This window comes from Bradyrhizobium sp. SZCCHNS3016 (genome assembly GCF_032484535.1).
Classification (GTDB): domain Bacteria; phylum Pseudomonadota; class Alphaproteobacteria; order Rhizobiales; family Xanthobacteraceae; genus Bradyrhizobium.
In genome coordinates, this window is the sequence record NZ_JAUETE010000019.1 from 14,817 (window position 1) to 40,166 (window position 25,350).

The 25,350-nt window shown below is 68.3% G+C and carries 3 protein-coding genes (1 of these 3 cut by a window edge); all 3 read left to right on the plus strand.

Annotation, left to right across the window (positions count from 1 at the left end; genetic code table 11):
• Tightly spaced (each overlapping or abutting the next), the 3 genes in view from QW881_RS28515 to QW881_RS28525 form a layout consistent with a single transcriptional unit that may run on beyond the window.
• On the plus strand, window positions 1-9,726 hold the full coding sequence (locus QW881_RS28515) for a non-ribosomal peptide synthetase (RefSeq protein WP_316159141.1): 9,726 nt from the start codon (window positions 1-3) through the stop codon (window positions 9,724-9,726).
• The gene (locus QW881_RS28520) at window positions 9,723-16,322 is read left to right on the plus strand and encodes a non-ribosomal peptide synthetase (protein ID WP_316159142.1); all 6,600 of its coding nucleotides are present in this window, start codon (window positions 9,723-9,725) and stop codon (window positions 16,320-16,322) included. The genes QW881_RS28515 and QW881_RS28520 overlap by 4 nt, the downstream gene beginning before the upstream one ends.
• Window positions 16,315-25,350, plus strand: partial view of a non-ribosomal peptide synthase/polyketide synthase gene (locus QW881_RS28525; RefSeq protein WP_316159143.1) — the 5' portion only. It continues 7,377 nt past the right edge of the window; the window shows 9,036 of its 16,413 coding nt (coding positions 1-9,036); its start codon is at window positions 16,315-16,317; its stop codon lies off the right edge, out of view. The genes QW881_RS28520 and QW881_RS28525 overlap by 8 nt, the downstream gene beginning before the upstream one ends.

Consider the following 25,350-nt stretch of genomic DNA (forward strand, 5'->3'; position numbering starts at 1 on the left):
ATGCCGACACAGACCCTCGTCGAACGACTCCGTGAACACGCCGCCTCGCGCGCCGGCCATCCGGCACTGCGCTTCATCGAAGGCGACGATGTCGTCGACGAACTGACATTCGCTGCGCTGGACCGGCGCATCCGCGCGCTTGCGGCGCATCTGCAGGAGCTCGCGCGGGCCGGCGAGCGTGCCGTGATCCTGCTGCCGAACGGGCCCGATTATGCGGTTGCGTTCTACGCCTGCCTCTATGCCGGGGTCATTGCCGTGCCGGCCTATCCGCCGGAAACCGGCAAGGAGCGTTACACGAGCCGGCTCGACGGCATCCTGCGCGATGCGGCGCCACGACTCATTCTCACCCAGGCGCGGCTTCGCGACGCCGTCGTCGGTTCGGTCGGCGAGACCGATGCTCATGTTGTTGCCGTCGACGAGGTGCCTGTCGATGCCGCCGCATCCTGGCGCGAGACGGACTTGCACGGCGATGCGATCGCCTTCCTCCAATATACTTCGGGTTCGACGTCGCAGCCGAAGGGAGTCTGCGTCACTCACCGGAACCTGGTCGCCAATGAGATCGCAATAGAAGCGGCGCTCGGCGGGACCAGGGACGACGTCTTCGTCAGCTGGCTGCCGCTCTATCACGACATGGGATTGATGGGCGGATTGCTGAATCCGCTGTTCACGGGCTTCACGGCGGTGCTGATGTCGCCGCGCAATTTCCTGGAGCAGCCGCGGCGCTGGCTCGACGCCATCCATCGCCACGGCGGCACCTGCAGCGGCGGGCCGGACTTTGCGTTCGCGCTCTGTGCGGACCGGATCTCGGACGAAGCGATCGCGCGGCTGGACCTCGGCCGATGGCGGTTCGCGTTCTCCGGCTCGGAGTTCGTGCGCCGCGCGACGCTGGATCGATTTGCCGCGCGCTTCCGGCCGGCGGGCTTCGATCCTCGCGCGCTGACGCCGTGCTACGGCCTTGCCGAGGCGACCTTGCTGGTGACGGCAGGCGACCGCGCGAGCCGGGCGGTTTGTCACACGCTCGATCCCGCAGCGCTCGCCGGCGGGCGCGTTGCGGACGCCGGCGAGGGCACGGACCTGATGGCGTGCGGCGCCGTGGCAGACGGCCACGCCGTGCGCATCATGAGGGTCGATGCGTCCGCCGAGGCCGAGAGGAATGAGGTCGGCGAGATCTGGGTCGCAGGTCCGAGCATCGCGCAGGGCTATTGGAACAATCCCGAGGCGACGCAGCAGACGTTCGTCCTTCGCGACGGCGCGCGCTGGCTGCGGACCGGCGACCTCGGCTTCGTCCGCGACGGCGATCTCGTCGTCACGGGAAGGCTCAAGGATCTGCTGATCGTTCGCGGCCAGAACATCTATCCATTCGATCTGGAGCAGGCCGTCGAGACCGAGGTGGCCTCGGTGCGGAAGGGACGTGTCGCGGCCTTCCCCGTCGAGATCGATGGCGCCGAAGGCATCGGCGTAGCTGCCGAGTTCAGCAGGGCAGTGCTGCGGCGAACGCCGGCCGACGTGCTGATCAAGGCGATCGGCGACGCGGTCATGCGGCAGACGCAGGAATATCCGGCGGTGGTCGTGCTGCTGAACCCGCAAGGCATGCCGCTGACCACCAGCGGCAAGCTGCAGCGGTCCGCCTGTCGCGCCAGGTGGGCGCAGGGCACGCTCGATAGCTTCATGGTGTTCGAGCGGCGACGCGAGGCTGCGGACCCATCGCCGTCCGCGGAGCTTGCGACGGCGACCGAACGCCGTCTTGCGCTGATCTGGCGGGATGTGCTCCGGCGCGAGACCGTCGATCGCGACGACGACTTTTTCATGCTCGGCGGCAACTCGGTCGCAGCCGCTCAGATCACGGCGATGGTGCGCGAGCAGTTCGGAATCGAGCTCGCGCTGCGCGGCTTCTTCGATGCGCCTACGCTCGCCGCGCTCGCAGAGCTTATCGATGCCGCCAGCGCGGACGCGAAAGTGCTCCCGCCGCTGCAGCCGGCACCGGCGGGCATACGCGAGCTGCTGTCTCCCGCGCAGGAGCGGCTGTGGTTTCTCTGGAGCATGGATCCGGCCGGCACGGCCTACACCATCGCCTGCACGGTTCATTTCGACGGCCCGCTCGATCAGGCACTGCTGGTGCAGGCGCTGACCGAAATCGTCGCCCGCCACGAGACGCTGCGCACCACCTTCTCCGCCCCGGATGGCCGCGTCGTGCAGGTCATCCATGCGGCGCCGGACATTCCGGTCGCGGTCGAGGATCTGCGGCGCAGCCCGGCGGCGGAGCGCACGTCGCGGGTCGCGGCGCGGACACGCGAGGAGCTGGCAAGGCCGTTCGATCTCGTCAATGGCCCACTGCTGCGCGCCGTGCTGATGCAGCTCGCGGACGACCGCCACGTGCTGCTGCTGTCGGCGCATCACATCGTAGCCGACGGCCTCTCGCTCGACGTGCTGCTGGCGGAGATCGCCGCGCTCTATGACGGGCTCCAGCGCGGGGCAGGGGCGCTGCCGTCACCATCCGCCGTCCAATATGCCGACTACGCCGCATGGCAGCGGGATTGGCTCTCCGGCCCCGAGGCTGCGCAGCAGCTCGCCTACTGGCGCGGGCGGCTCGGCGACGCGGATACACCGCTCGCATTGCCGTTCGACCGGCCGCGCCCGCCTGTACCGAGCTATCGCGGCGACACCATTCACGTCGAGATCGCGCCAGATCTGGTGCTGAGGCTCCGCGCGCTCGCCAGGGAGCATCGCGTCAGCATGTTCATGCTGCTGCTCGCCGCCTATCAGTTGCTGCTGTTCCGCTACTCCGGCCGCTCCGACCTGCGTGTCGGCGTGCCCGTCGCCGGCCGCCGCCAGGCCGAGCTGGCATGCTTGATCGGCTGCTTCGTCAATACGCTGGTGCTGCGGGCCGACGTGGCCGATGGCATGAGCTTCGCCGAGCTGCTGGGGCAGGCGAAAGAGGAGGTCATCTCCGGGCTTGCACATCAGGATCTGCCGTTCGACCGTCTCGTCGATGCGCTGAAGCCGACCCGCTCCGGCGGCCACAATCCACTGTTCCAGGTCAAGTTCAACTACATGGCCGCGCCTGCCGGATTTGCGCTCGGCGACGGCCTGCACGCCCAGCCGCGCATCGTCGATCTCGCCGGCTCGCATTTCGATCTCGCGCTCGACATCGTCGACGGCCCAACGGGCATGAATGCGAGCCTGAATTTCGCAACTGATTTGTTCGATGCGGCCACGGTCGAGCGGATCGGGAGCCAGCTCGTCGATTTCCTGCGGCAGATCGCGGCGGGCATCGACCGGCCGCTGCGCGACTTCGCAATCGCGCGAGACGTCAGGCAGGTCGTCGCGGCGGAGGTGAAGAGCTTCCCATCGATGGACATCCTCGATCTGATCGACGCTGCGTTCGCGGGCCGCGACGATCGGATCGCGCTGCGCCAAGGACAGGACACCGTCAGCGTCGCCGAGCTCGTGGGTTGGTCGGACAAGATCGCGCGCATGCTCGTTGCGGCGGGCGTCACGCATGAGACGCCGGTGGCGCTGTGGATCGAGCGGTCGCCGAGCTTCGTCGCGGCGCTGCTCGGCGTCTTGAAGGCGGGCGGCGCCGCCGTGCCGCTCGATCCGGCGTGGCCGGTGGCGCGTATTGACCGTATTCTTCGCGATGGTGGCATCGACACCCTGGTCGCGACCGGCGAATGCCTCGCTGCGGCGAGCGCGTTGCAATGCGTCGCGCTGGATGGCGAGTCGCGCAGCGATGCGTCTCGCGGCGAGTTCATTCGCCCGCACGTTCATCCGGCGCAGACTGCCTACATCATCTACACGTCGGGCTCGACCGGCGCGCCCAAGGGCGTCGCCGTATCACACGGTGCACTTGCCAACTATGTGCAGGCGCTATTGTCCCGGTTGCGGCCGCGCGCCGACGCGAGCATGGCGATGGTCTCGACTGTTGCCGCCGATCTCGGCCACACCGTGCTGTTCGGCGCGCTCGCGAGCGGCGCAACCTTGAATCTTCTTCCGGCCGATGCGGCGTTCGATGCGGATGCGTTTGCGCAAGCGATGCGCGACGGCGAGGTCGGCGTCCTCAAGATCGTGCCGAGCCATCTGCGCGGCTTGCTGCGGGCACGGCGCTCGGCCGACATTCTGCCGCGCGACATGCTGATCCTTGGCGGCGAGCCGTGCGATCACGGCTTGATCGAAGAGGTCGGCCGGCTGCGGCCGCAATGCCGGATCATCAATCACTACGGCCCCACCGAGACGACGGTCGGCGTTACGACACATGAGTGGACGGAAGCCGCAGGCCGAGGTCCGGTGCCGGTCGGATTGCCGCTTGCCAATCTGCGGACCTACGTTCTCGACGATGCACTGAATGCCGTTCCGGCCGGAGTCGCCGGTGAACTCCACGTCGGTGGTGCTGGGTTGGCGCGCGGTTATCGCGGTGCGCCCGCGCCGACGGCAGAGCGCTTCATCCCCGATCCGTTCGGGGCGCCAGGTGAGCGCCTCTACCGAACCGGCGACCGCGTGCGTTGTGATCAGGCCGGCCGGATCGTGTTCCTCGGCCGGCGCGACGATCAGGTGAAGCTGCGCGGCTACCGCGTCGAGCCCGCCGAGATCAGCCGCGCGATCACATTGCTGAAAGGCATCGCCGATGCGGCCGTCGTGGCCCGCGCCGTCGATGCTGAGCAGGAGCGTCAGGAGCTCGTGGCCTATTGTGTCGCTGCGGCGGGCGCCGTGTTGCAGCCGGAGACGCTGCGGCAGCAACTCTCGGCGATGCTGCCGGACTACATGGTGCCTTCGCGCATCGTCGTGCTCGACCGGCTGCCGCTGACCGCCAACGGCAAGCTCGATCGCGCGGCGCTGCCGCAGCCGGACGAGGACGCCGTGCTATCCTATGCCGCCCCGGTCGGCGCGGTGGAGGAGACAATCGCCGCGGTCTGGCAGGACGTGCTGGGCCGCGAGCGGATCGGCCGCAATGACAATTTCTTCGAGCTCGGCGGCGACTCCATCCTCAGCCTGCAGATCATCGCGCGGCTGCGCAAGCGCGGCGTCATGCTGACGCCGAAGCAGATGTTCGCGCAGCAGACGATAGCGGCGCTGGCCGGCGTGGTTGCGACCACCTCCGCGCCGGCCATCACGCCGCCGGCAGCAGCACGCAACGCAATGAACGCCTGCGCTGCGGAGCTGCTGCCGATCCAATTGCGCTTCTTCGCGGAGGATATCTCCAACCGCGATCACTTCAACCAGGCGGTGCTGCTGATCCCGCGGGACCGGATCGACTGGAGCGTGCTGCAGCGGGCGCTCGCTGCCGTCGTGGGGCATCACGATGCGCTTCGCATGACGTATCGGCAGGTCGCGGGTGAATGGCAGGCGGTGCCGTCCGACCTGCCTGCCGCGCCTGACCTGCTTTGGCTCCGCACGGCAGTCGAGCCGGCCGACATCAGCACGAACGCGTCGGCGGCGCAGGCGAGCCTGTCATTGGCATCGGGATCTCTGCTGCGTGCCGTCGGATTCGACATGCGCGACGGCAGCCAGCGGCTGCTGATCGCCATTCACCATCTCGCCGTCGATGGCGTGTCATGGCGGATTCTGCTCGAGGACATCGCGTCGGCTTGCGAGCAGCTGACGGGGCAGGCGGGCGCCGTCAACCTGCCGCCCCAGAGCTCCACGCCGTCCTCCTGGGCGCAGCGACTGCGCGCGCATGCGGCCTCCGATCGGCTGGTCGGCGAGATGCCGTTCTGGCTGGCGTCCTCCCACGGCAGCGAGCTGCCCCGCGACGACGACCATGGTGGCACCGACGTCGAAGCCGACGCCGAGGAGGTCGTGCTGAAGCTCGAAGCGGAGCTGACCGAACGGCTGCTCGATGCCGCGCCTGCGGCCTATCGCACGCAGGTCAACGACCTGCTGCTGGCTGCGCTGGCGCGTGCGGTCTGGAACTGGCGTGGGATCGATGGCGTCGTGATCGAGCTCGAAGGCCACGGCCGCGAGGATGTCCTTGCGGACTGTGACCTCACGCGGACGGTGGGCTGGTTCACGACCGCATTCCCGGTCCGTCTCGACGGCGGCAGCGAGACCGACGGCGCGCTCATCACCCGCGTCAAGGAGACGCTGCGCGCCGTGCCCGATCGCGGGCTCGGCTATGGAGTCCTGCGCCATCTCGGTGCGAAGGAGCATCGCGAGGCGCTGGCCGCGGTGCCGAACCCGCGCATCGTCTTCAACTATCTCGGCCGCTTCGATGGCCAGCTCGGCGCGTCGGCGCCGTACCGGATTGCGCCGGAAAACCCGGGACCGATGCGAGCCGCCGACACGCCGTTGCGGGCCTGGCTCATCATCAACGGCGAGGTGCGTGACGGGCGGCTGCGTCTCGGTTTCCGCTATGGCAGCCGGCGCTATCGGCGCGCGACCGTCGAACGGCTCGCGGAGCTCTATCGGGCGGCGCTGCACGGTCTCGTCGATCATTGCCTCGGCGGCGCCGGCGGTCTCACGCCGTCCGACGTTCCGCTCGCGGGGCTCGATCAGGCGGCGCTCGACCGGCTCTGCGCGACCATCGACTGTCGCTCCGTCGAGGACATCTATCCGCTGTCGCCGATGCAGCAGGGCTTGCTGTTCCATGCCCTGCGCGATGGCGCTGATGATGTCTATGTCAACCAGCTCTCGATCGAGCTTCGAGGTGTGACGCCGGCGCGGTTGCGTGCGGCATGGCAGACGGCGAGTGCGCGGCATGCGGTGCTGCGGACTGGATTCGTCTGGCAGCAATTGTCCGGAGTGGCCCAGCAGATCGTCTACCGTCAGCTCGAGGTGCCCGTCGTCGAGGAGGATTGGCGCAGCCGTATTGCTGATGGGGCCGCGGCGGCGGATATCGAGGCGGCGCTTGCGGAGGCGGCGGGGCGCGAGCGTGAGCTCGGCTTCGACATCACCCGGCCGCCGCTGCAGCGGCTGCGGCTGATCCGGCTCGGCGATGACAGGCTGTGGCTGATCTGGACGCATCATCACATCGTGATCGATGGCTGGAGCTCGGCGCGGCTGCTCGCAGACGTGCTGCAGCAGATCGGCGGCGCTGCGCCGTCGGCGGCGCAAGCCAGTTATCGCGACTACATCGCCTGGCTGCAGACGCGCGACCACGCGGCGGCTGTGGATTTCTGGCGCGAGACGCTGCGCGGCTTCGATGAGCCAACGCCGCTCGCCGACGCCTTGCGTGCGAGCCGCGCGATCGACGCTGCGAGCGGCCACGGCCGGCTGACGCTGCGCGTGGACGTCGATCTCGCTGCCCGCCTGCGGCGGTTCGCGACGCAGCAGCGCATCACGATGAATACGCTGCTGCAGGGGGCCTGGGCCCAATTGCTGCGGCAGTATACCGGGCAAAGCTCGGTCTGCTTTGGCGTGACGGTCTCGGGCCGTCCGGCCGAGCTTGCCGGCGCCGAGCACATGGTCGGCCTCTTCATCAACACGCTGCCGCTGATCGACCGCGCGCACCCGCAGACCGCGACCGGCGACTGGCTGCGAACCCTTCAGGCGCAGAGCGTCGCGGCGCGCGACTATGAGTGGCTGCCGCTGCACGAGATCCAGCGCCTCGCCGACAGGGCCGGGCAGCCCCTGTTCGACAGCCTGATGGTGTTCGAGAACTATCCGATCGATCAGGCGCTCACCGCGCGCAACGGTGCCGGGCCGCAGATCGGGCGGGTCGAACATGTGACGCCGACCAGTTATCCGATCGCGGTCATCGTGTTCGACGGACCCGGGGGCCTGCGCCTCGACTTCAACTACGATCGTGCGCAATTGGACGAGCACGCGATTCGACGGGTGAGCGCGTCGTTGCGGGACTGGCTGATGCAGATTTCGGCGGATGCCGCCCGTCCGACCGGCAGCCTTCGAATGGTCGATGGGGAGGCGCTGGCGTGGCTCTTGCGCTGGAGTGGAGCTGCGATTGGCGAGACGTCATCCCCACGTCCGTTGATCGACGCAGCGCCCGGCGTGGTGGCGCAGATCGAGGCGCGGGCGAAGGCTGTCCCGGACGCGGTTGCTATCGTCTGCGGCGACCGCCGGATCAGCTACGGCGAACTGAACGCGCGGGCAAACCGGCTGGCGCGGCGGCTGCAGGCACGCGGGATTGGCGCCGATGTCGTGGTCGGACTGGCGCTGGAGCGCGACGCCGAGATGATCGTGGCGCTGCTCGCCGTGCTGAAGGCCGGCGCCGCCTACCTGCCGCTCGACCCGGATTATCCGGCCGAGCGTCTTGCTCACATGCTGAGCGACAGCGGCGCGAGGCTTCTGCTGACGCAAGCTGGGCTGCAGGATCGGTTCGCGCTTGCGCTGGCCGATAGCGGAGCCGAGGCCTGGCTGCTCGATCGCGACGATGATGCGGGCGACGCCGACAATCTCGGCAGCACCATTCATCCGGAGAGCCTCGCCTACGTCATCTATACCTCGGGCTCGACCGGCCTGCCCAAGGGCGTGATGGTGCGTCACGGCGCAGTGACGAACTTCCTGGCGACGATGGCCGAGCAGCCGGGGATCGCATCCGACGACCGGGTGCTGGCATTGACCTCGCTGTCGTTCGACATCGCGGTGCTGGAACTGTGGCTGCCGCTGACACGGGGCGCCCGGATCGTGCTGGCCGATCGCGCCTCGGCGCAGGATCCGACGGCGCTGAAGGCGATCGTGGCCAGGCACGGCGTGACCATGATCCAGGCGACGCCGTCGAGCTGGCGCATGCTGCTCGATCATGACGGGACCGCGCTGCCTCGTCGCTGTCGCGTGCTTTGCGGCGGCGAGGCGCTGGCTCCCGATCTGGCGCGGCGGCTCATCGCGCTGAGCGGCGAGGTCTGGAACATGTATGGGCCGACCGAGACCACGGTGTGGTCTGCGCGCCAGCGGCTCGATTCCAATGATCCTATGCCGGTGCTGGGTGGTCCGATCGGCAACACCACGCTCTACGTGCTCGACGCCAATCTCAATCTTGCGCCGCCCGGCGTGACCGGCGAACTGTTCATTGGCGGCGAGGGACTGGCGCGCGGCTACTGGAGGCGCGCCGGGCTCAGCGCAGAGCGCTTCGTTCCCGATCCGTTGGGCGGCCCTGGTGCGCGGTTGTACCGGACCGGCGATCTGGCGCGCTGGCGTGCCGATGGCACGCTCGACTATGTCGGCCGTGCCGATCACCAGGTCAAGATGCGCGGACATCGCATCGAGCTCGGCGAGATCGAGGCGCGGCTGCGCGCACTGCCCGGCGTTCGCGACAGCGTCGTGGTCGCGCAGGAGTTCGGCGGCGGGCGACACCTGATCGGCTATGTCAGCAGTGACAGCACCCTCGACGGCGGCGACTTGCGCGCGATGCTCACGGCCATGCTGCCGGACTACATGGTGCCGTTGCGCGTCATCGTGCTGCCGCGGCTGCCGCTGACGCCGAACGGCAAGGTCGACCGCAAGGCGCTGCCGCTGGCGTCACAAGGCGAGGCGGGAGACGACTATCAGGCTCCGGTCGGTGAGATCGAGATCATCCTGGCCGGCATCTGGGCGGAGCTGCTCGGCCTTGATCGCATCGGGCGGGGCGATCACTTCTTCAGGCTCGGCGGCCACTCTCTGCTGGCGGTACGGCTGCTCAGCCGTGTCGCGCAGGAGTTCGGCACGTCGGTGCAATTGTCCGAGCTGTTCGCTCATCCGGAATTGGCGGAATTCGCGCGCGTCCTCTCGATCGGTCTGATCGAGCAGGAGTTCGCCGAAGGTGAGCTCCAGGAACTGATGACGGCGGAGCTATCATGAGCGGACAATCAGGACAGCCTCTTCTGCGTGACCTCGATCCGGAGGCGCTGCGCCAGTTGGCATCGCGCGCGCGACAGCGCGGCCGCAACGCCGCCAGACGCGATACAAACGCGATCCCGATCGTCGATCGCGGGGGCCGGCTGCCGCTCTCCTTCGCGCAGCAGCAGCTGTGGCTGCTGACGCAGCTCGATGGAGGAAGCTCGAATTATCACATCGACGTGGCGCTGCGGTTGCGCGGCCGGCTCGACATCGGCGCATGGCGCCGCAGCCTCGACCGCTTGTTCTCCCGGCACGAGGCGCTGCGGACGGTCTTTGTCGCCGAGGACGGCGAGCCGCGAATTGCGCTGTTGCCGTCCGACGCCAGCCTGCCGCTGGAGATGCATGATCTTCGCGGCCGGCCGGACCGCGAGAAGCGGCTGAGCGACGTGCTGGATGAATGTACGCGCGCGCCGTTCGATCTCGCTCGGGGGCCGCTGATCCGCAGCCATTTGATCCGTCTGGGCGATGATGATCACGTCGTTCTGCTCAGCCAGCACCACATCATCTCCGACGGATGGTCGATGGGCGTCATCGTCCGCGAGCTCTCGGCACTGTATGGCGCCTTCGCCGCAGGCGGCGACGATCCGTTGCCGCCGCTGGCGATTCAGTATCCGGACTATGCAGCATGGCAGCGCCATTCGCTGACGGCAGATCGGTTGCAGCGGCAGCTCGATCATTGGACCGCCGTGCTGCGCGACGCGCCATCCTTGCTGGCACTGCCGACGGACCGGACGCGATCTGCGCCGCGATCCAACGCCGGCGCCGCGGTGCCGGTGGAGATCGACGACGGTCTATCGGCCGACATCAGGCGGCTGGGCCACGCGCTCGGCGCCACCCCGTTCGTCATCGTGCTGGCGGCCTGGGCCATCGTGCTGTCGCGGTTGGCGGGCCAGCAGGATCTCGTGATCGGCACGCCGAGCGCCAATCGGATGCGTTCGGAGCTCGAAGGCCTGGCCGGCTTCTTCGTCAACATGCTGGCGCTGCGGCTCGACCTCTCGCAGGGTCCCGCTGTCGCCGAGCTGATCGACCGCGTCAAGACGGCGGTCCTCGCGGCGCAGGATCATCAGGATCTTCCGTTCGAGCACCTGGTCGAGGCGCTCCAGCCGCCGCGGCATCCGGAATACACGCCGGTGTTCCAGGTGGTGTTCGCGTGGCAGAGTAACGATGTCGGCTCGTTCGCACTGCCCGGCCTGGCGGTCGAACGCCTTGCGATCGAGCAGCACAAGATCAAGTTCGATCTGGAGCTCGATCTCAGCGAGAGCGGCGGCCGCATCTCTGGCAAGCTCAACTACGCGACGGCGCTGTTCGACGCCGATACCGTACAGCGCTATCGCTTCTATCTGCTGGCTGCGTTGCGCGCCATGGTCGCCGACACCAGCCAGCCGGTCGATCGGATCGAGCTGCTGCCGGCCGAGGAACGTACGCTGCTGCTGGATGTCTGGAACCGGACGCAGTCGTTCACGCCAGCCGACTGCTGCGTCCAGGAGCTCGTCGCAGAGCAGGCGCGCCGCCGCCCCTCCGCCGTGGCGCTGGTGCATGGTGCGGTCAGCTTGAGCTATCGCGAGCTCGAGGAGCGCGCCAATCGCCTCGCGCATCATCTCGTTGCGCTGGGCGCCGGTCCGGACCGGCTGGTCGCGATCTGCCAGCAGCGCGGCATTGATGCGATCGTCAGCGTGCTCGCGGTTCTCAAAGCGGGAGCGGCCTATCTGCCGCTTGACCCTGCCTATCCGCCGCAGCGGCTGCGCGAGACCGTGGCCGATGCCCAGCCGACGCTGCTGCTCTGTGACGGTGAGAGCGCCAGCACGCTCGGCAGCGTGGCGCACCCTGTGATCGATGTGGAAAGCGATGCGCCGGCCTGGAGCGGGCTGCCGGAGAGCGCACCGGATGTTGCTGCCCGTGGCCTGACGCCGCGCAATCTCGCCTATGTCATCTACACGTCGGGCTCGACCGGACAACCGAAGGGCGTGATGGTCGAGCACCAGGGCCTCGTCAATCTCGCGCAGGCCCAGATCGGGCTGTTCGACACCGGTCCGCACAGCCGAATCGTGCAATTCGCCTCCTTCAGCTTCGACGCAAGCGTGTGGGACATAGTCATGGCGCTTTGTGCCGGTGCCGAGCTGCATCTGCTCGGAAGCCGCGAGCATCGCGACGCGCCGGAGCTGTTGAATTATCTCGTCGAACATCGCATCACCCACGCCACCTTGCCGCCCGCGATGCTGCAGGGCCGCTCGGACCTCGCCCGGCTCTCCGGGCTCGAGGTGCTGGTTCTCGCCGGCGAGTTGCCAAGGCCGGAGCTGTTCGAAGCGCTGCCGCCCGAGATTGCGGTCTTCAATGCCTACGGGCCGACGGAAGCGACCGTCTGCGCCACCGCATGGCGCCGTCCGCCCGGCTTCGCGGGCGGTGTCGTCCCAATCGGTCGCCCGATCGCCAACGCGCGGATCTATCTGCTCGACGCCCAGGGCATGCCGGTGCCGCGCGGCGCCGTGGGCGAGATCTGGATCGGCGGGGCAGGGGTTGCCCGCGGCTATCTCAACCGTCCCGATCTGTCGGCGCAGCGCTTTGCTGCGGATCCCTTCGATCGTTCGGCCGATGCGCGGATGTATCGAACCGGCGATCTCGGCCGCCATCTCGCCGACGGCAACATCGAATTCCTGGGCCGCAACGACCATCAGGTGAAGATCCGCGGCTTCCGCATCGAGCTCGGCGAGATCGAGCATCGGCTGAATGCGCAGGCTGGCGTGCGGGACTCGGCAGTCCTGGCGCGGCGCGATGCGCAGGGCGATCTCAGGCTCATCGCCTATGTGGTGCCGGCGGAGGACGCCGACGGCACCGGCGCGTGGGCCGCGAAACTCCGTTTACATCTGCAGGGAAGCCTGCCCGACTACATGGTCCCGTCGGCGATCGTTCGCCTCCCTGCATTTCCGCTGACACCCAACGGCAAGGTCGACCGGCAGGCGCTGCCGGCGCCGGACGACGAGGCGTTCTCGCACGCCACCTATGATCCTCCCCAGGGCGAAGCCGAGCAGACGCTCGCTGCCATCTGGTGCGAGTTGCTTGGCGTCGAGCGCGTCGGCCGCAACGATCATTTCTTCGAGCTCGGCGGTCATTCGCTGCTCGTCGTCCGCATGCTGGATCGGCTGAAGCACCATGCGCTGACGATCGACGCGCAGATGGTGTTCGCCAAGCCGGTGCTGCGCGATCTCGCGGCCAGCCTGCGGCAAAGCGAGGAGACCGCAATTCCTGACAACCCGATCACGGCGCAGAGCCCGGTCATCACGTCGGACATGCTGCCGCTGATCGCGCTGAGCCAGGACGAGATCGACCGCGTGGTGGGCCGTGTGCCGGGCGGCGTCGCCAACGTCCAGGACATCTACACGCTGTCGCCGTTGCAGGAGGGAATCCTGTTCCATCATCTGCTCGCGACCGAGGGCGACCCCTACGTGCTGGTCGCCCAGATGGCATTTGCGGGCCGTGATCTGCTGGATCGCTATCTTGCGGCCGTTCAGGACGTGATCGACCGGCATGACGTCCTGCGGACGTCGTTCCTCTGGGATGGCCTGTCGGTGCCGGCGCAGGTGGTCTGGCGCCAGGCACCGCTAAGCGTCACCGAAGTTGAGCTCGAAGGCAACGCGCCGGCCCAGGTCGAGCTGGCGCGCCGCTTCGATCCGAAGTCCTGCAGGCTCGATCTGACCCAGGCGCCATTGCTGCGTCTCGTTGTCGCCCGCGACCCAGGAAGTGATCGCCTGCTGCTGCTGGTCGTGCTGCATCACATGGTCGGCGACCATTCCACCCTGCAGGCGTTGCATGAGGAGGTGCAACTGATCCTGTCGGGACGCCGTACCGCTCTGCCTCCGCCGATTCCGTTCCGCAATCTCGTCGCCGAGACTCGCAAGCCGGGCGGACAGGATGCTCAGCAGCGCTTCTTCCGCAGCATGCTTGCCGACATCGATGCGCCGACGGCGCCGTTCGGATTGATCGAGGTGCGCAGCGACGGCGCCGGCGTGCGCGAGGCAAAGCTGCCCCTGCCGGCTGCGCTCGATGCGCGGCTGCGCGCGCAGGCGCGCCGCCTGGGGGCGAGCCTCGCCAGCCTCTGTCATGTCGCCTGGGGGCAGGTGCTGGCGCGCAGCAGTGGGCGCGAGCAGGTCGTGTTCGGCACCGTGCTGCTCGGCCGCATGCAGGCTGGCCATGATACCGGCCGCAGCCTTGGCCTGTTCATCAACACGCTGCCGTTGCGGCTCGATCTCGACGGCACGTCCGTTGAGGACAGCGTTCGCGCAGCGCATGCGCGGCTGGCGGAGCTGACGGCGCATGAGCATGCCTCGCTGGCGATGGCCCAGCGTTGCAGCGGCGTCGCGCCGCCGACGCCGCTGTTCTCCGCGATCCTGAACTATCGGCACGGCCAGCGGCAGGACGCGCGGGCAGACGCGCAGCCGATCCAGGCTCTGCGTGGCGTCGAATGGCTCGGTGGCGAGGAGCGTACCAACTATCCGCTGATGCTGGCGGTGGATGACGGCGGTCATGGACTTCACCTGACGGTCCAGGCCGTGGCGCCGGTTGCGCCCGAGCGGGTCGGCGCGATGATGCAGCAGTCGCTCGATCGGCTGGCGCTGGCGCTCGAAGCGGCGCCGCACACGCCGGTGCGCCAGCTCGATGTCGTTCCAGTGGATGATCGCGCGCGACTGCTGCGCGCTTGGAATGCGACGGCTGTCAGCTTTGCGGATACGCTCTGCGTGCACCGGCAGTTCGAGGTGCATGCGGCGCGATCTCCCGATGCGGTTGCACTCGTATACGGGCAGGAGACGATCAGCTACGGCGCGCTGAATGCGCGGGCGAACCGCCTGGCGCGGCGGCTCAGGGATCGCGGCATCGGGCCGGATGTTGTGGTCGGGCTGGCGCTGGAGCGCGGCGTCACGATGATGGTTGCGCTGCTCGCGGTGCTCAAAGCGGGCGGGGCCTATCTGCCGCTCGATCCGGACTATCCGGCCGAGCGGCTCGCGCACATGCTGAACGACAGCGGCGCCAAGCTGCTGCTGACGCAAGCCACGCTCCACGACCGTTTCGCGCCGGTGCTGGCCCGGAGCGAGGCCGAGGCATGGCTGCTCGAGGTGGCGGCTGGCGAGGGCCTCGGCCAGACCGATAATCTTGCTGTCGACGTGCATCCGGAGAGCCTCGCTTACGTCATCTACACCTCCGGCTCCACCGGTCGGCCCAAGGGCGTGATGGTGCGTCACGCCGCGGTGACGAACTTCCTGACGACGATGGCCGAGCAGCCGGGCATCGCGGCCGACGACCGTGTGCTGGCGTTGACCTCGTTGTCCTTCGACATCGCCGTGCTGGAGCTGTGGCTGCCGCTGACCCATGGCGCACGGATCGTGCTCGCCGACCGTTTCACGGCCCATGATCCGGTGGCGCTCAAGGCGATGGTGGCACGGCACGGCGTGACCATGGTCCAGGCGACGCCGTCGAGCTGGCGCATGCTGCTCGATCACGACGCGGCCGATCCGCACGAGACGGCTCCATGGCTGCCGAAGGGCTGTCGCCTGCTGAGCGGCGGGGAGGCGCTGGCCTCGGACCTGGCGCGGCGGCTGGGCGCGCTGGGCAGCGAGGTCTGGAACGTGTATGGGCCGACCGAGACCACGGTGTGGTCGGCGCGTCACCGCCTCGATGCGACCGATCCGTTGCCGCTGCTCGGCAGCCCGATCGGCAACACCCGGTTGTACGTGCTCGACACCGAACTCAATCTGGCGCCGGTCGGCGTCGCTGGCGAGCTCTTCATCGGCGGTGACGGGCTCGCGCGCGGCTATTGGAAACGCGCCGCGCTGAGTGCCGAGCGCTTCATCCCGGATCCGTTCGGTAGCGACGGCGCGCGGCTGTACCGGACCGGGGACCTCGCGCGCTGGCGGGCCGACGGCGTGCTCGACTATGTCGGCCGCGCCGATCATCAGGTGAAGATCCGCGGACATCGGATCGAGCTCGGCGAGATCGAGGTGCGGCTGCGGGAGCAGCCGGGCGTGCGCGACAGCGTCGTCGTGGCGCAGGAGCTCGGCGGCGGCCGTCAATTGGTCGGCTATGTCAGCGGCGAGGATACGCTCGACGGCGGCGGCCTCCGCGCTGCGCTCGCAGCAGCGCTGCCGGACTACATGGTTCCGTCGCGCGTGATCGTGCTGCCGGAGCTGCCGCTGACGCCGAACGGCAAGATCGACCGCAACGCGCTGCCGCGGCCCGATGTCGGGGCTCCCGAAGCGCATCGCATCGCCCCGCGCAATCCGACCGAGGCCGCACTCGCGGCGATCTGGGCAGAGCTGCTGCACAGGCCGGACGTCGGCGTCACCGACAATTTCTTCGAGCTCGGCGGCGACTCGCTGATGGCCGTCCAGCTCGTCGGCCGCATCAAGCGCGATCTTGCGTGGGAGCTGCCGCTGAAGCGGTTGTTCGAGCTGACCACGGTCGAGGCCATGGCGTCCGCGCTCGCCGCGGACCCGCCGACGAGCAGGCGCAGCGACGACATCGCCGCCATGTTCGATCTGCTTGAGGAAGTTGAGTTCGCCAATGAATGATCAGTCCGGACTCCAGGCCCAGCAGCTCGGCGAAATCGCGCGTCGATTGGTGCGTCTCGATGCCTCGAAGCAGCGCGCGTTCCTGACGCAGTTGGCGGCCAAGGGCATCGATCTGTCGATCTTGCCGATCGCCCGGCAGCATCTGCAGCGCGCGCCGTTATCGTTCGCGCAGGCCCGTCTCTGGTTCCTGTGGCGGATGGATCCGGGCGGCTCCGCCTACAACATGCCGGTCGCGATCCGCCTGCGGGGTCGGCTCGACGCCGCCGCGCTTCAGAAGGCGCTCGACGGACTCGTCATGCGCCATGTCGCGCTCCGCACCACGTTCCGGCAGGACGGCGGCGAGCCGGAGCAGATCGTAGGCCAGCCGGCGCCGGTCGCGCTTCGCCGTATCGAGATCGCGGGCGACGATCGCGAGCAGCAGGCGCGCCGGCTGCTGCGTGAGGAAGCGGCGTTGCCGTTCGATCTGGAATCCGGACCGCTGCTGCGCGCGGCGCTGCTGGGACTTGGCGAGCACGACCATATCCTCTCCGTCACGCTGCACCACATCGTCGCCGACGGCTGGTCGATGCAGGTTCTCACCGACGAGTTCTGGCAGCTCTATCACGCCGCCGCCCGCGGCGAGGCGGCCTCGCTGCCGGCGCTCGAGATCGACTACGCCGATTTCGCAGCCTGGCAGCGGTTGTGGCTCGGTGCCGTGGAGGGGGAGCGGCAGCTTCGCTACTGGACCGGCCGTCTCCATGACACGGCCATGCTGCCGCTGCCGTTCGATCGGCCCAGGTCAGCCCAGGCCGATCAATCCGGCGATGCCATACGGCTGTCGCTCGGGGCGGAGCTTGCCGATCGCCTGCGCGAGCTGGCGCGGGGACAGCACACGACGTTGTTCGTCGTTCTGCTGGCGGCGCTGAAGCTGGTGCTCTATCGCTACAGCGGCCAGCCCGACATCAGCATCGGCGTTCCGCTCGCCAATCGCGACCGGTCGGAGACGCGGCGTCTGATCGGCCTGCTGGTCAACACCCAGGTGCTGCGCACACGGATCGACAGCCGGAGCACGATCGCCGACGTCATTCACGCCCTGCGCGAGGCCTCGCTCGAGGCCCAGGATCACCAGGATCTTCCGTTCGAGCGGCTGCTCGACGTGCTGCAGCCGCAGCGCAGCCTGAGCCAGACGCCGCTGTTCCAGGTGCTCTACAACCATCAGCATCGGCGCGAGCCGGCGCATGCGCCGGCTGCGTCCGAATTGCAGATCGAGACGATCGCGGCAGAGATCGACACGGTGAAATTCGACCTCGCTCTCGACAGCGAGGAGGCGCCGTCGGGAGACGTCTCGGCGCTGTTCTCCTTTGCCACCGCGCTGTTCGACCGGTCGACCATCGCACGGCTCGCCGGGCATTGGCTCACGATCCTGCAAGCGATGGTCGCGGATCCCACACGTCGGATCGCGGCATTGGAGCTGTTGTCGGCCCGGCAACGCGACGACGTCAGACAGTGGAACGCTTGCCCTCCCGCGCTCGTGCCGTTCCAGCCGGTGCATCGGATGTTCGCCCGGCACGCAAAGGAGACGCCGAGTGCAGCGGCCCTGGTGTTCGGGGCCGAGACGATCACCTATCAGGCGCTCGATCGCCGCGCCAACGCCATCGCACGGCATCTTGCAACGTTCGGCGTTCGCCCCGGCGAGCTCGTCGGCTTCTCGATGCGGCGCTCGCCCGATCTCGTCGCCGGTTTTGTTGCCGTCCTGAAGGCCGGCGCGGCCTATCTGCCGCTCGATCCTGATCATCCGCCAGCGCGGCTGGCCGCCACCGTTCGAGATGCCGGCGCGCGCGTCGTGCTGGTCGATGCGGCGGGACTGTCGCAATGGCCGCCGATGCCGGGGATCGCGGTCGTCGATCTCGGCGCGATGGCGGCTGAGACGACGGAGAGCGACCCGGCGGTCGATGTCCATCCCTCGAGCCTCGCCTACGTGATCTATACGTCCGGCTCCACCGGCGTGCCGAAGGGCGTTGCGGTCGCTCACGGATCGTTCGCAATGCATTGCGAGGCCACCGCCGAGCTCTACGAGATGGGCCGGCAGTCGCGCGAGCTGCACTTCCTCTCCTTCACGTTCGACGGCGCGCATGAGCGGTTGTGGACCGCGCTGGGCTGCGGCGCGACCTTGGTGATGCGTGATGCCGATCTCTGGTCGGCGGAGAAGACGCTCGACGTGATGGGCGCGCAGCGGGTGACCAATGCCGGCTTTCCGCCGGCCTATCTGCAGCAGCTCGCCGACTTCGCGGCGTGGCGCGGCGATCCGCCGCCCGTGTCGCTGTATTCGTTCGGCGGCGAGGCGATGCCCAAATCCGGCTTCGACAAGGTCAGGCAGGCGCTGCGGCCGCGCAAGCTGATCAACGGCTACGGTCCGACGGAGACAGTGGTCACGCCGCTGGTCTGGAAGGTCGACGTCGATGCCGAGATCGACTGCGCCTATGCACCGATCGGCCGTCCAGTCGGCCGGCGCTCGGCCTATGTTCTCGACGGCGATCTCAACATCGTTCCGGTCGGCGTCACCGGCGAGCTTCATATCGGCGGCGAGGGGCTCGCGGCCGGCTATTGGAATCGGCCGGCGCTGACGGCGGAACGCTTCATCCCCGATCCGTTCGGCGCACCTGGCGCGCGGCTGTATCGCACCGGCGATCTGGCGCGCTGGCGCGCCGATGGCGTCATCGACTATGTCGGCCGGTCCGACCACCAGCTCAAGATCCGCGGCTTCCGCATCGAGCCGGGCGAGGTCGAGGCACGGCTGACGCGGCAGGCGGGTGTTCAGTCGGCGGTGGTGGTGGCACGCGAGATCGGCGGACGCCAGCAGCTCGTCGGCTATGTCTGCCGCGGGGACGGCCTCGACGAGACCGGGCTGCGGGCGGCGCTCTCGGAGGAGCTGCCGGACTACATGGTTCCGGCGCGGATCGTGCTGATGCCGCAGATGCCGCTCACCGCTCATGGCAAGGTCGATCGCGACGCCTTGCCGACGCCCGAGCAATTGTCTGCCGAGACCGACTACGTCGTGCCGCAGTCCCCCGCGGAATTGGAGCTGGCGGCGATCTGGGCCGAATTGCTTGGCCATTCGCGGGTGGGCCTGACCGACAATTTCTTCGAGCTCGGCGGCGATTCCATCATCTCGCTGCAGGTGGTCGGACGCGCGCGCCAGCGTGGCCTGTCGATCGAGCCTCGCGATCTGTTCCGGCATCAGACGCTGCAGGAGCTGGCGCGGGTCGCGCGTCGCGATCGGGCCGTCGTTGCATCCGCTGAGCCGCTTGCGCGTGATGGCGATCCGGTGCCGCTGTTGCCGATCCAGCGCCGCTTCTTTGCCGAGGACGCCGGCGAACGGCATCACTGGAATCAGGCGTTGATGCTCGTGCCGTCGGCGCGGCTCGACTGGCGGGTGATGGCGCAGGCGGTCGAGGCCGTGGTGGCGCATCACGATGCCCTGCGGCTGCAATTCCGGCAAAGCGACGGAGAGTGGCAGGCGATATATGGCGCGATGCCGGCGAGCGCCGATCTGCTCTGGATCCGCACCGTCGCCGATGCGGCTGAGATCACCTCGGCTGCCGCGACCGCGCAGGCAAGCCTGTCTCTGCAGGGGCCGTTGCTGCGGCTCGTCGGCATGGACGTTGCCGACGGCAGCCAGAGGCTTCTCATCGTCGTGCATCATCTCGTCGTCGATGGCGTGTCCTGGCGCGTGCTGCTCGAGGACGTCGCCTCGGCGTATCGACAGGCGGCGCAGGGCGCGGCCGCGATTGCTCTGCCTTCCAAGAGCCGGTCCATGGCGTCATGGGGCAACAGGCTCGAAGACTACGCCGCCAGCGAGGAGCTGGCTGGTCAGCTCGACTATTGGAGACAGCGGACCGCCGCCGGCGACCTGCCATGCGACGATGATCGCGGCGAGACCGATCGCGTCGCCGATGGCGAGGATGTCGTCGTGTCCTTCGATGCCGACATGACCGGGCAACTGCTCAAGCAGGCGCCCGCTGCCTACAGGACCCAGGTCAATGACCTGCTGCTGGCGGCGCTGGCCCGCGCGGTCAGCCGCTGGAGCGGGCTCGATGAATGTCTGGTCGAGCTCGAAGGTCACGGCCGGGAAGACATTTTCGAGGGCTTCGACCTATCGCGAACGGTCGGCTGGTTCACGACCGCGTTTCCGCTTCGCCTCTCCGGTGGCGCGGGCGACGATGCCACGCTCATCAAGTCGATCAAGGAGGAATTACGGGCCATCCCGGCGCGCGGGCTCGGCTACGGCGTGCTGCGCTATTGCGGCAGTCCCGAGCAGCGCGCCGCCCTGACGGGCGGAGCCGAGCCGCGGATCGTCTTCAACTATCTCGGCCAGTTCGGCGCCGGCTCTGACCTTGCCTTCGCGCTCGCGCCGGAAAGCGCAGGGCCGTCACGCAGCGCCAGCGCGCCGCTCGGGCGCTGGCTCAGCATCAACGGCCAGGTGCTTGATGGCCGGCTGAGGCTGACATTCAGCTTCGGCCGCCGACGCTATCGCCGCGCGACGATCGAGCGGCTGGCCGCGTGCTATTCCGCGGCCCTGCGCGAACTCGTCGCGCATTGCACGAGCGGCGTATACGGCCTCACGCCGTCGGACGTTCCGCTCTCAGGCCTCAGCCAGCCGGAGCTCGACCTGTTCGGAGCGTCGCGCGATTGGCGCGATATCGAGGATATCTATCCGCTGTCGCCGATGCAGCAGGGCATGCTGTTCCACGCACTGCGCGATGGTGACAGCGGCAACTATGTCAGCCAGATCGCCGTCGACATCAGCGGTGCGGACGCGGCGCGCTTGCGCGCGGCGTGGCAGGCGGTGACGGCGAGACACGCGGTGTTGCGGACGGCGTTCGTGTGGAGAGAGTTGTCGGGCGCGCCGCAGCAGGTCGTCCATCGGCAGGTTCCTGTCCCCTTCGTCGAGGAGGACTGGCGCGACCGTGTGGACTCGATGGATCAGGCTGCGCGTGACGAGGCGCTGGCCGATGTGGCCGCAGCCGAATGGCGGGCCGGCTTCGACCTGTCGCGTCCGCCATTGCAGCGGGTCCGTCTCATCGATCTCGGCGGCGGTGTGCACCGCCTGATCTGGACACATCATCACATCCTGCTCGACGGCTGGAGCGCGGCAAGGCTCATCGGCGAGATCATGCAGCATGTCGGTGGCGCATCGCTGTCCGCCCCGCGCGGCCGCTATCGCGACTACATTGCCTGGTTGCAGCAGCAGGATCGCGATGCGTCGAGTGCGTTCTGGGCACGCTCGCTCTCGACGGTCGGCGAGCCGAGCCTGCTTGCCGATGCGCTGGGCGGGCCGGCCGCGCCTGCCGACGGCCATGGCTCGATCGATCTCGTCATCGATGCGGCGACGACGGAGCGGCTGCAGGTCGTGGCGCGGCGCGAGCGGGTGACCCTGAACACGGTCCTGCAAGCGGCCTGGGGACAGCTGCTGCGGCGCTTGACCGGCCAGGATGTCTGCTTCGGCGCCACGATCTCCGGCCGGCCGCCTGAGATCGCGGGCGTGGAGGAGACCGTCGGCCTGTTCATCAACACCGTGCCCGTGTTCGAGGATGCAACGCCTCAAACGTCGGTCGGTGATTGGTTGCGCGGCTTGCAGGATCGCAACGTCGACCTGCGCGAGCATGGCTGGATGCCGCTCCACGAGATTCAGCGGCTTGCGGGCCGCGCCGGCCGGCCGCTGTTCGACTCCATCTTCGTGTTCGAGAACTATCCGGTCGACGCGGCGCTGCGCGATCAGGCCGGCGAGGGGCCGCGTGCCAGCCGCGCCGAGCAGATCTCGATCACGAACTATGCGCTCACGGTCGCGGTGTTCGTGACGGACAGGGGCATCCGGCTTGGGTTCCGTTACGATCGCAGCCAGTTCGACCAGGCGCAGATCGAGCGGATACAGGCAGCTTTCGCCTGTCTGCTCGCGCGCATTGCCGACGACAGCAGCCGACCGGTCGCAGAGCTGCATGGATTGGACGCCGCCGCTTTGCATCGAGTGCTCGGCTGGGGCTCGGGACCTGTCGCGCGGGCGGTGAATGACGACTTCGTCGACGTCGTGACGCAGATCGAGCAGCAGGTCGCACGGTCGCCTGCGGCCATTGCCGTGATCTCCGATCAGGAGGGGATCAGCTACGCCGAACTGAACGCGCGGGCGAACTGCCTGGCGCGACAGATCAGGCAATCCACCGTTGCTCTGGATGCTCCCGTCGGCTTGGCATTCGAGCGCAGCGCCGACCTGGTCGTGGCTGTGCTGGCCGTTATGAAAGCCGGCGCCGGCTACCTGCCGCTCGATCCGGACTATCCCGCCAAGCGGCTCGCCGCGATGCTGTGCGACAGTGGTGCCCGGCTGGTGCTGACGCAGGCGCAACTGCGCGATCGGCTGATCGAGATCACGGCAGGGGCGGGCGCCGAGCTGATCGTGGTCGACGGCGCCCGTGAGGGTGGCGGTTTGCGCGCCACTGATGGCTCCGATGTTCGGATTCCGGTTCATGCCGAGAGCCTCGCCTATGTGATCTACACGTCCGGCTCGACCGGCGTGCCCAAGGGCGTGGCCTGCACGCGCGGCGCCCTGGCGGCGCGGCTAGGATGGATGCAGAAGGAGTACGGGCTCGATCCCAGCGAAACGCTGTTGCAGAAGACGCCGTTCAGCTTCGACGTCGCGGTGTGGGAAATCCTGTGGCCGCTGATCGTCGGCGCGCGGCTTGCGATTGCAGCGCCGGGCGCACATCGCGAGCCGAAGCGGCTGATCGATGCGGTCACTGCGCATGACGTGACCACGCTGCATTTCGTGCCGCAGATGCTCGCGCAATTCGTGGCTGAGCCAGAGGTTCAGCGATGCGTGACCTTGAAGCGCCTGTTCTCCGGTGGCGAGGCCCTGCCGGTCCAGCTGAAGGACCAGGTCTATTCGGTGTTCCCCGCGATCCGGTTCGACAATCGGTATGGGCCGACCGAAGCGCTCATCAATGCCAGCTTCTGGAACTGTCGCGGGCCGAGCGGGTCGGGCGTGCCGATCGGATTCCCGATCCCGGGCACGATCCTGCGCATTGTCGATGCCGATCTCAATCCCGTCGCCGAGGGAACGACGGGCGAGCTCCATATCGGCGGCGACGGGCTGGCGCGCGGCTATCTCGGGCGCGCGGCGCTGACGGCCGAGCGCTTCATTCCCGATCCTTTCGGACCTCCCGGCGCGCGGCTCTATCGAAGCGGCGATCTGGCGCGCTGGCGCAGCGACGGCGCCATCGACTATGTCGGCCGGGCCGATCACCAGGTGAAGGTTCGCGGCTTCCGCATCGAGCTCGGCGAGATCGAAGCGCGGCTCCTGCAGCAGCCCTCGGTCAGCGCGGCCGTCGTGATCGCCAGGGATTTCGGCGTGGGTCGGCAGCTGGTCGGCTATGTCTGCGGCGACGGCATGCTCGATGCTGCGACGCTGCGTAATGCCCTGTCCGCAACGCTGCCGGACCACATGGTGCCGGCGCGGATCATGGTCCTCGACCGCCTGCCTCTGATGGTGAATGGCAAGGTCGATCGCAACGCGCTGCCGGCGCCGGAGGCGCCCGTTGCAGCGATGCGGATTGCGCCGCGGACGCCGGCCGAGGCTGCGTTGGCCACCATCTGGGCCGAGCTGCTGCATCAGCCGGATGTCGGGATGACCGACAATTTCTTCGAGCTCGGTGGCGATTCCATCATCTCGCTGCAGATGGTCAGTCGTGCGCGGCGGGCCGGCCTTCTGATCGAGCCGCGAGACGTCTTCAAGCACCAGACGCTGGAAGCCCTGGCGCGCGACGCGCGGGTGATCGTCCGGCTGGAGACGACGGCAGAGCAGGGGCGCATCGCCGGGCCACTTCCGTTGCTGCCGATTCAGCTCCGCTTCTTCGAGCAGGAACTGGACGCCCCTGATCACTGGAATCAGGCTTTGCTGCTGCGGCCGCGGCGGCGGCTCGACTGGGACGTGTTGCGACGCGCAGCGGTGGCCGTCGTCGCGCATCACGACGCACTGCGACTGCGCTTCGAACGCATCGACGGTGTCTGGCGCGCCGAGCACGGGCCGGGGCCGGCTGTCTCGGACCTGTTGCGGTCGTGCGAGTTGGCCGACGGCGAGGCGGTCACCGCGCTCGCCGCAGAGGTCCAGGCGAGCCTCTCGCTCGCGCATGGTCGTCTGGTGCGGATGGTCGGCATGGATCTGCCGGAGGGCGAGCAGCGCCTCCTGATCGTGATCCATCACCTCGTGACCGACGGCGTGTCGTGGCGCGTGCTGCTGGAGGATCTCGCGGCTGTCTATGAGCAGCTCATGCGCGGGCAAGAGGCGACACTGCCGGCCAAGACGCACGCCTACGCCCAATGGGGCGCAGCGCTACGCGCACACGCGGCCTCGGATGCGCTGGTTGCCGAGCTGGACTACTGGTCAGGGCTCCGGCGGGCGGACGACGTGCCATGCGATTCTGATCATGCGGATCGGGATACGATCGCCGACGCCGACGACGTGCCGCTTGTGATCGACGCCGAGCTGACCGCGCGTCTGCTGGGTACGGCGCACGGCGCGTACAGAACCCAGGTCAGTGATCTGCTGCTGTCGGCGCTCGCGCGCGCGGTGTGGCGGTGGTCGGGCCGCGAAATCATGACGGTCGAGCTCGAAGGCCACGGCCGCGAGGATCTGGGCGGCGGGCTCGATCTGTCGCGAACCATCGGCTGGTTCACGACTGCGTTTCCGGTACAACTGATGGCTGGATCGCAGCCACCCGCCGTGCTGATCAAGACGACCAAGGAGATGCTGCGGTCAGTCCCCAGCCGGGGACTTGGCTACGGCGTCCTGCGTTATCTGGGTTCTGATGCCCAGCGTGCGACGCTGACGACGGGAGCGCAGCCGCGCATCGGGTTCAACTATCTCGGTCAGGTCGATCGCAGCACGAACGAGACTGCGCTGTTCTCGATCGCGCCCGAGAGCGCCGGCCCGTCGCGTGCGGCATCGAGCCCGTTGCGCCACCATATCGCCATCAATGCGAGGGTGCTCGACGGTCGTCTG

Coding starts and splice junctions, on each gene's coding strand:
- QW881_RS28520 (WP_316159142.1), top strand. CDS start 9,723: ATGAGCGGACAATCAGGACAGCCTCTTCTGCGTGACCTCGATCCGGAG.
- QW881_RS28515 (WP_316159141.1), top strand. CDS start 1: ATGCCGACACAGACCCTCGTCGAACGACTCCGTGAACACGCCGCCTCG.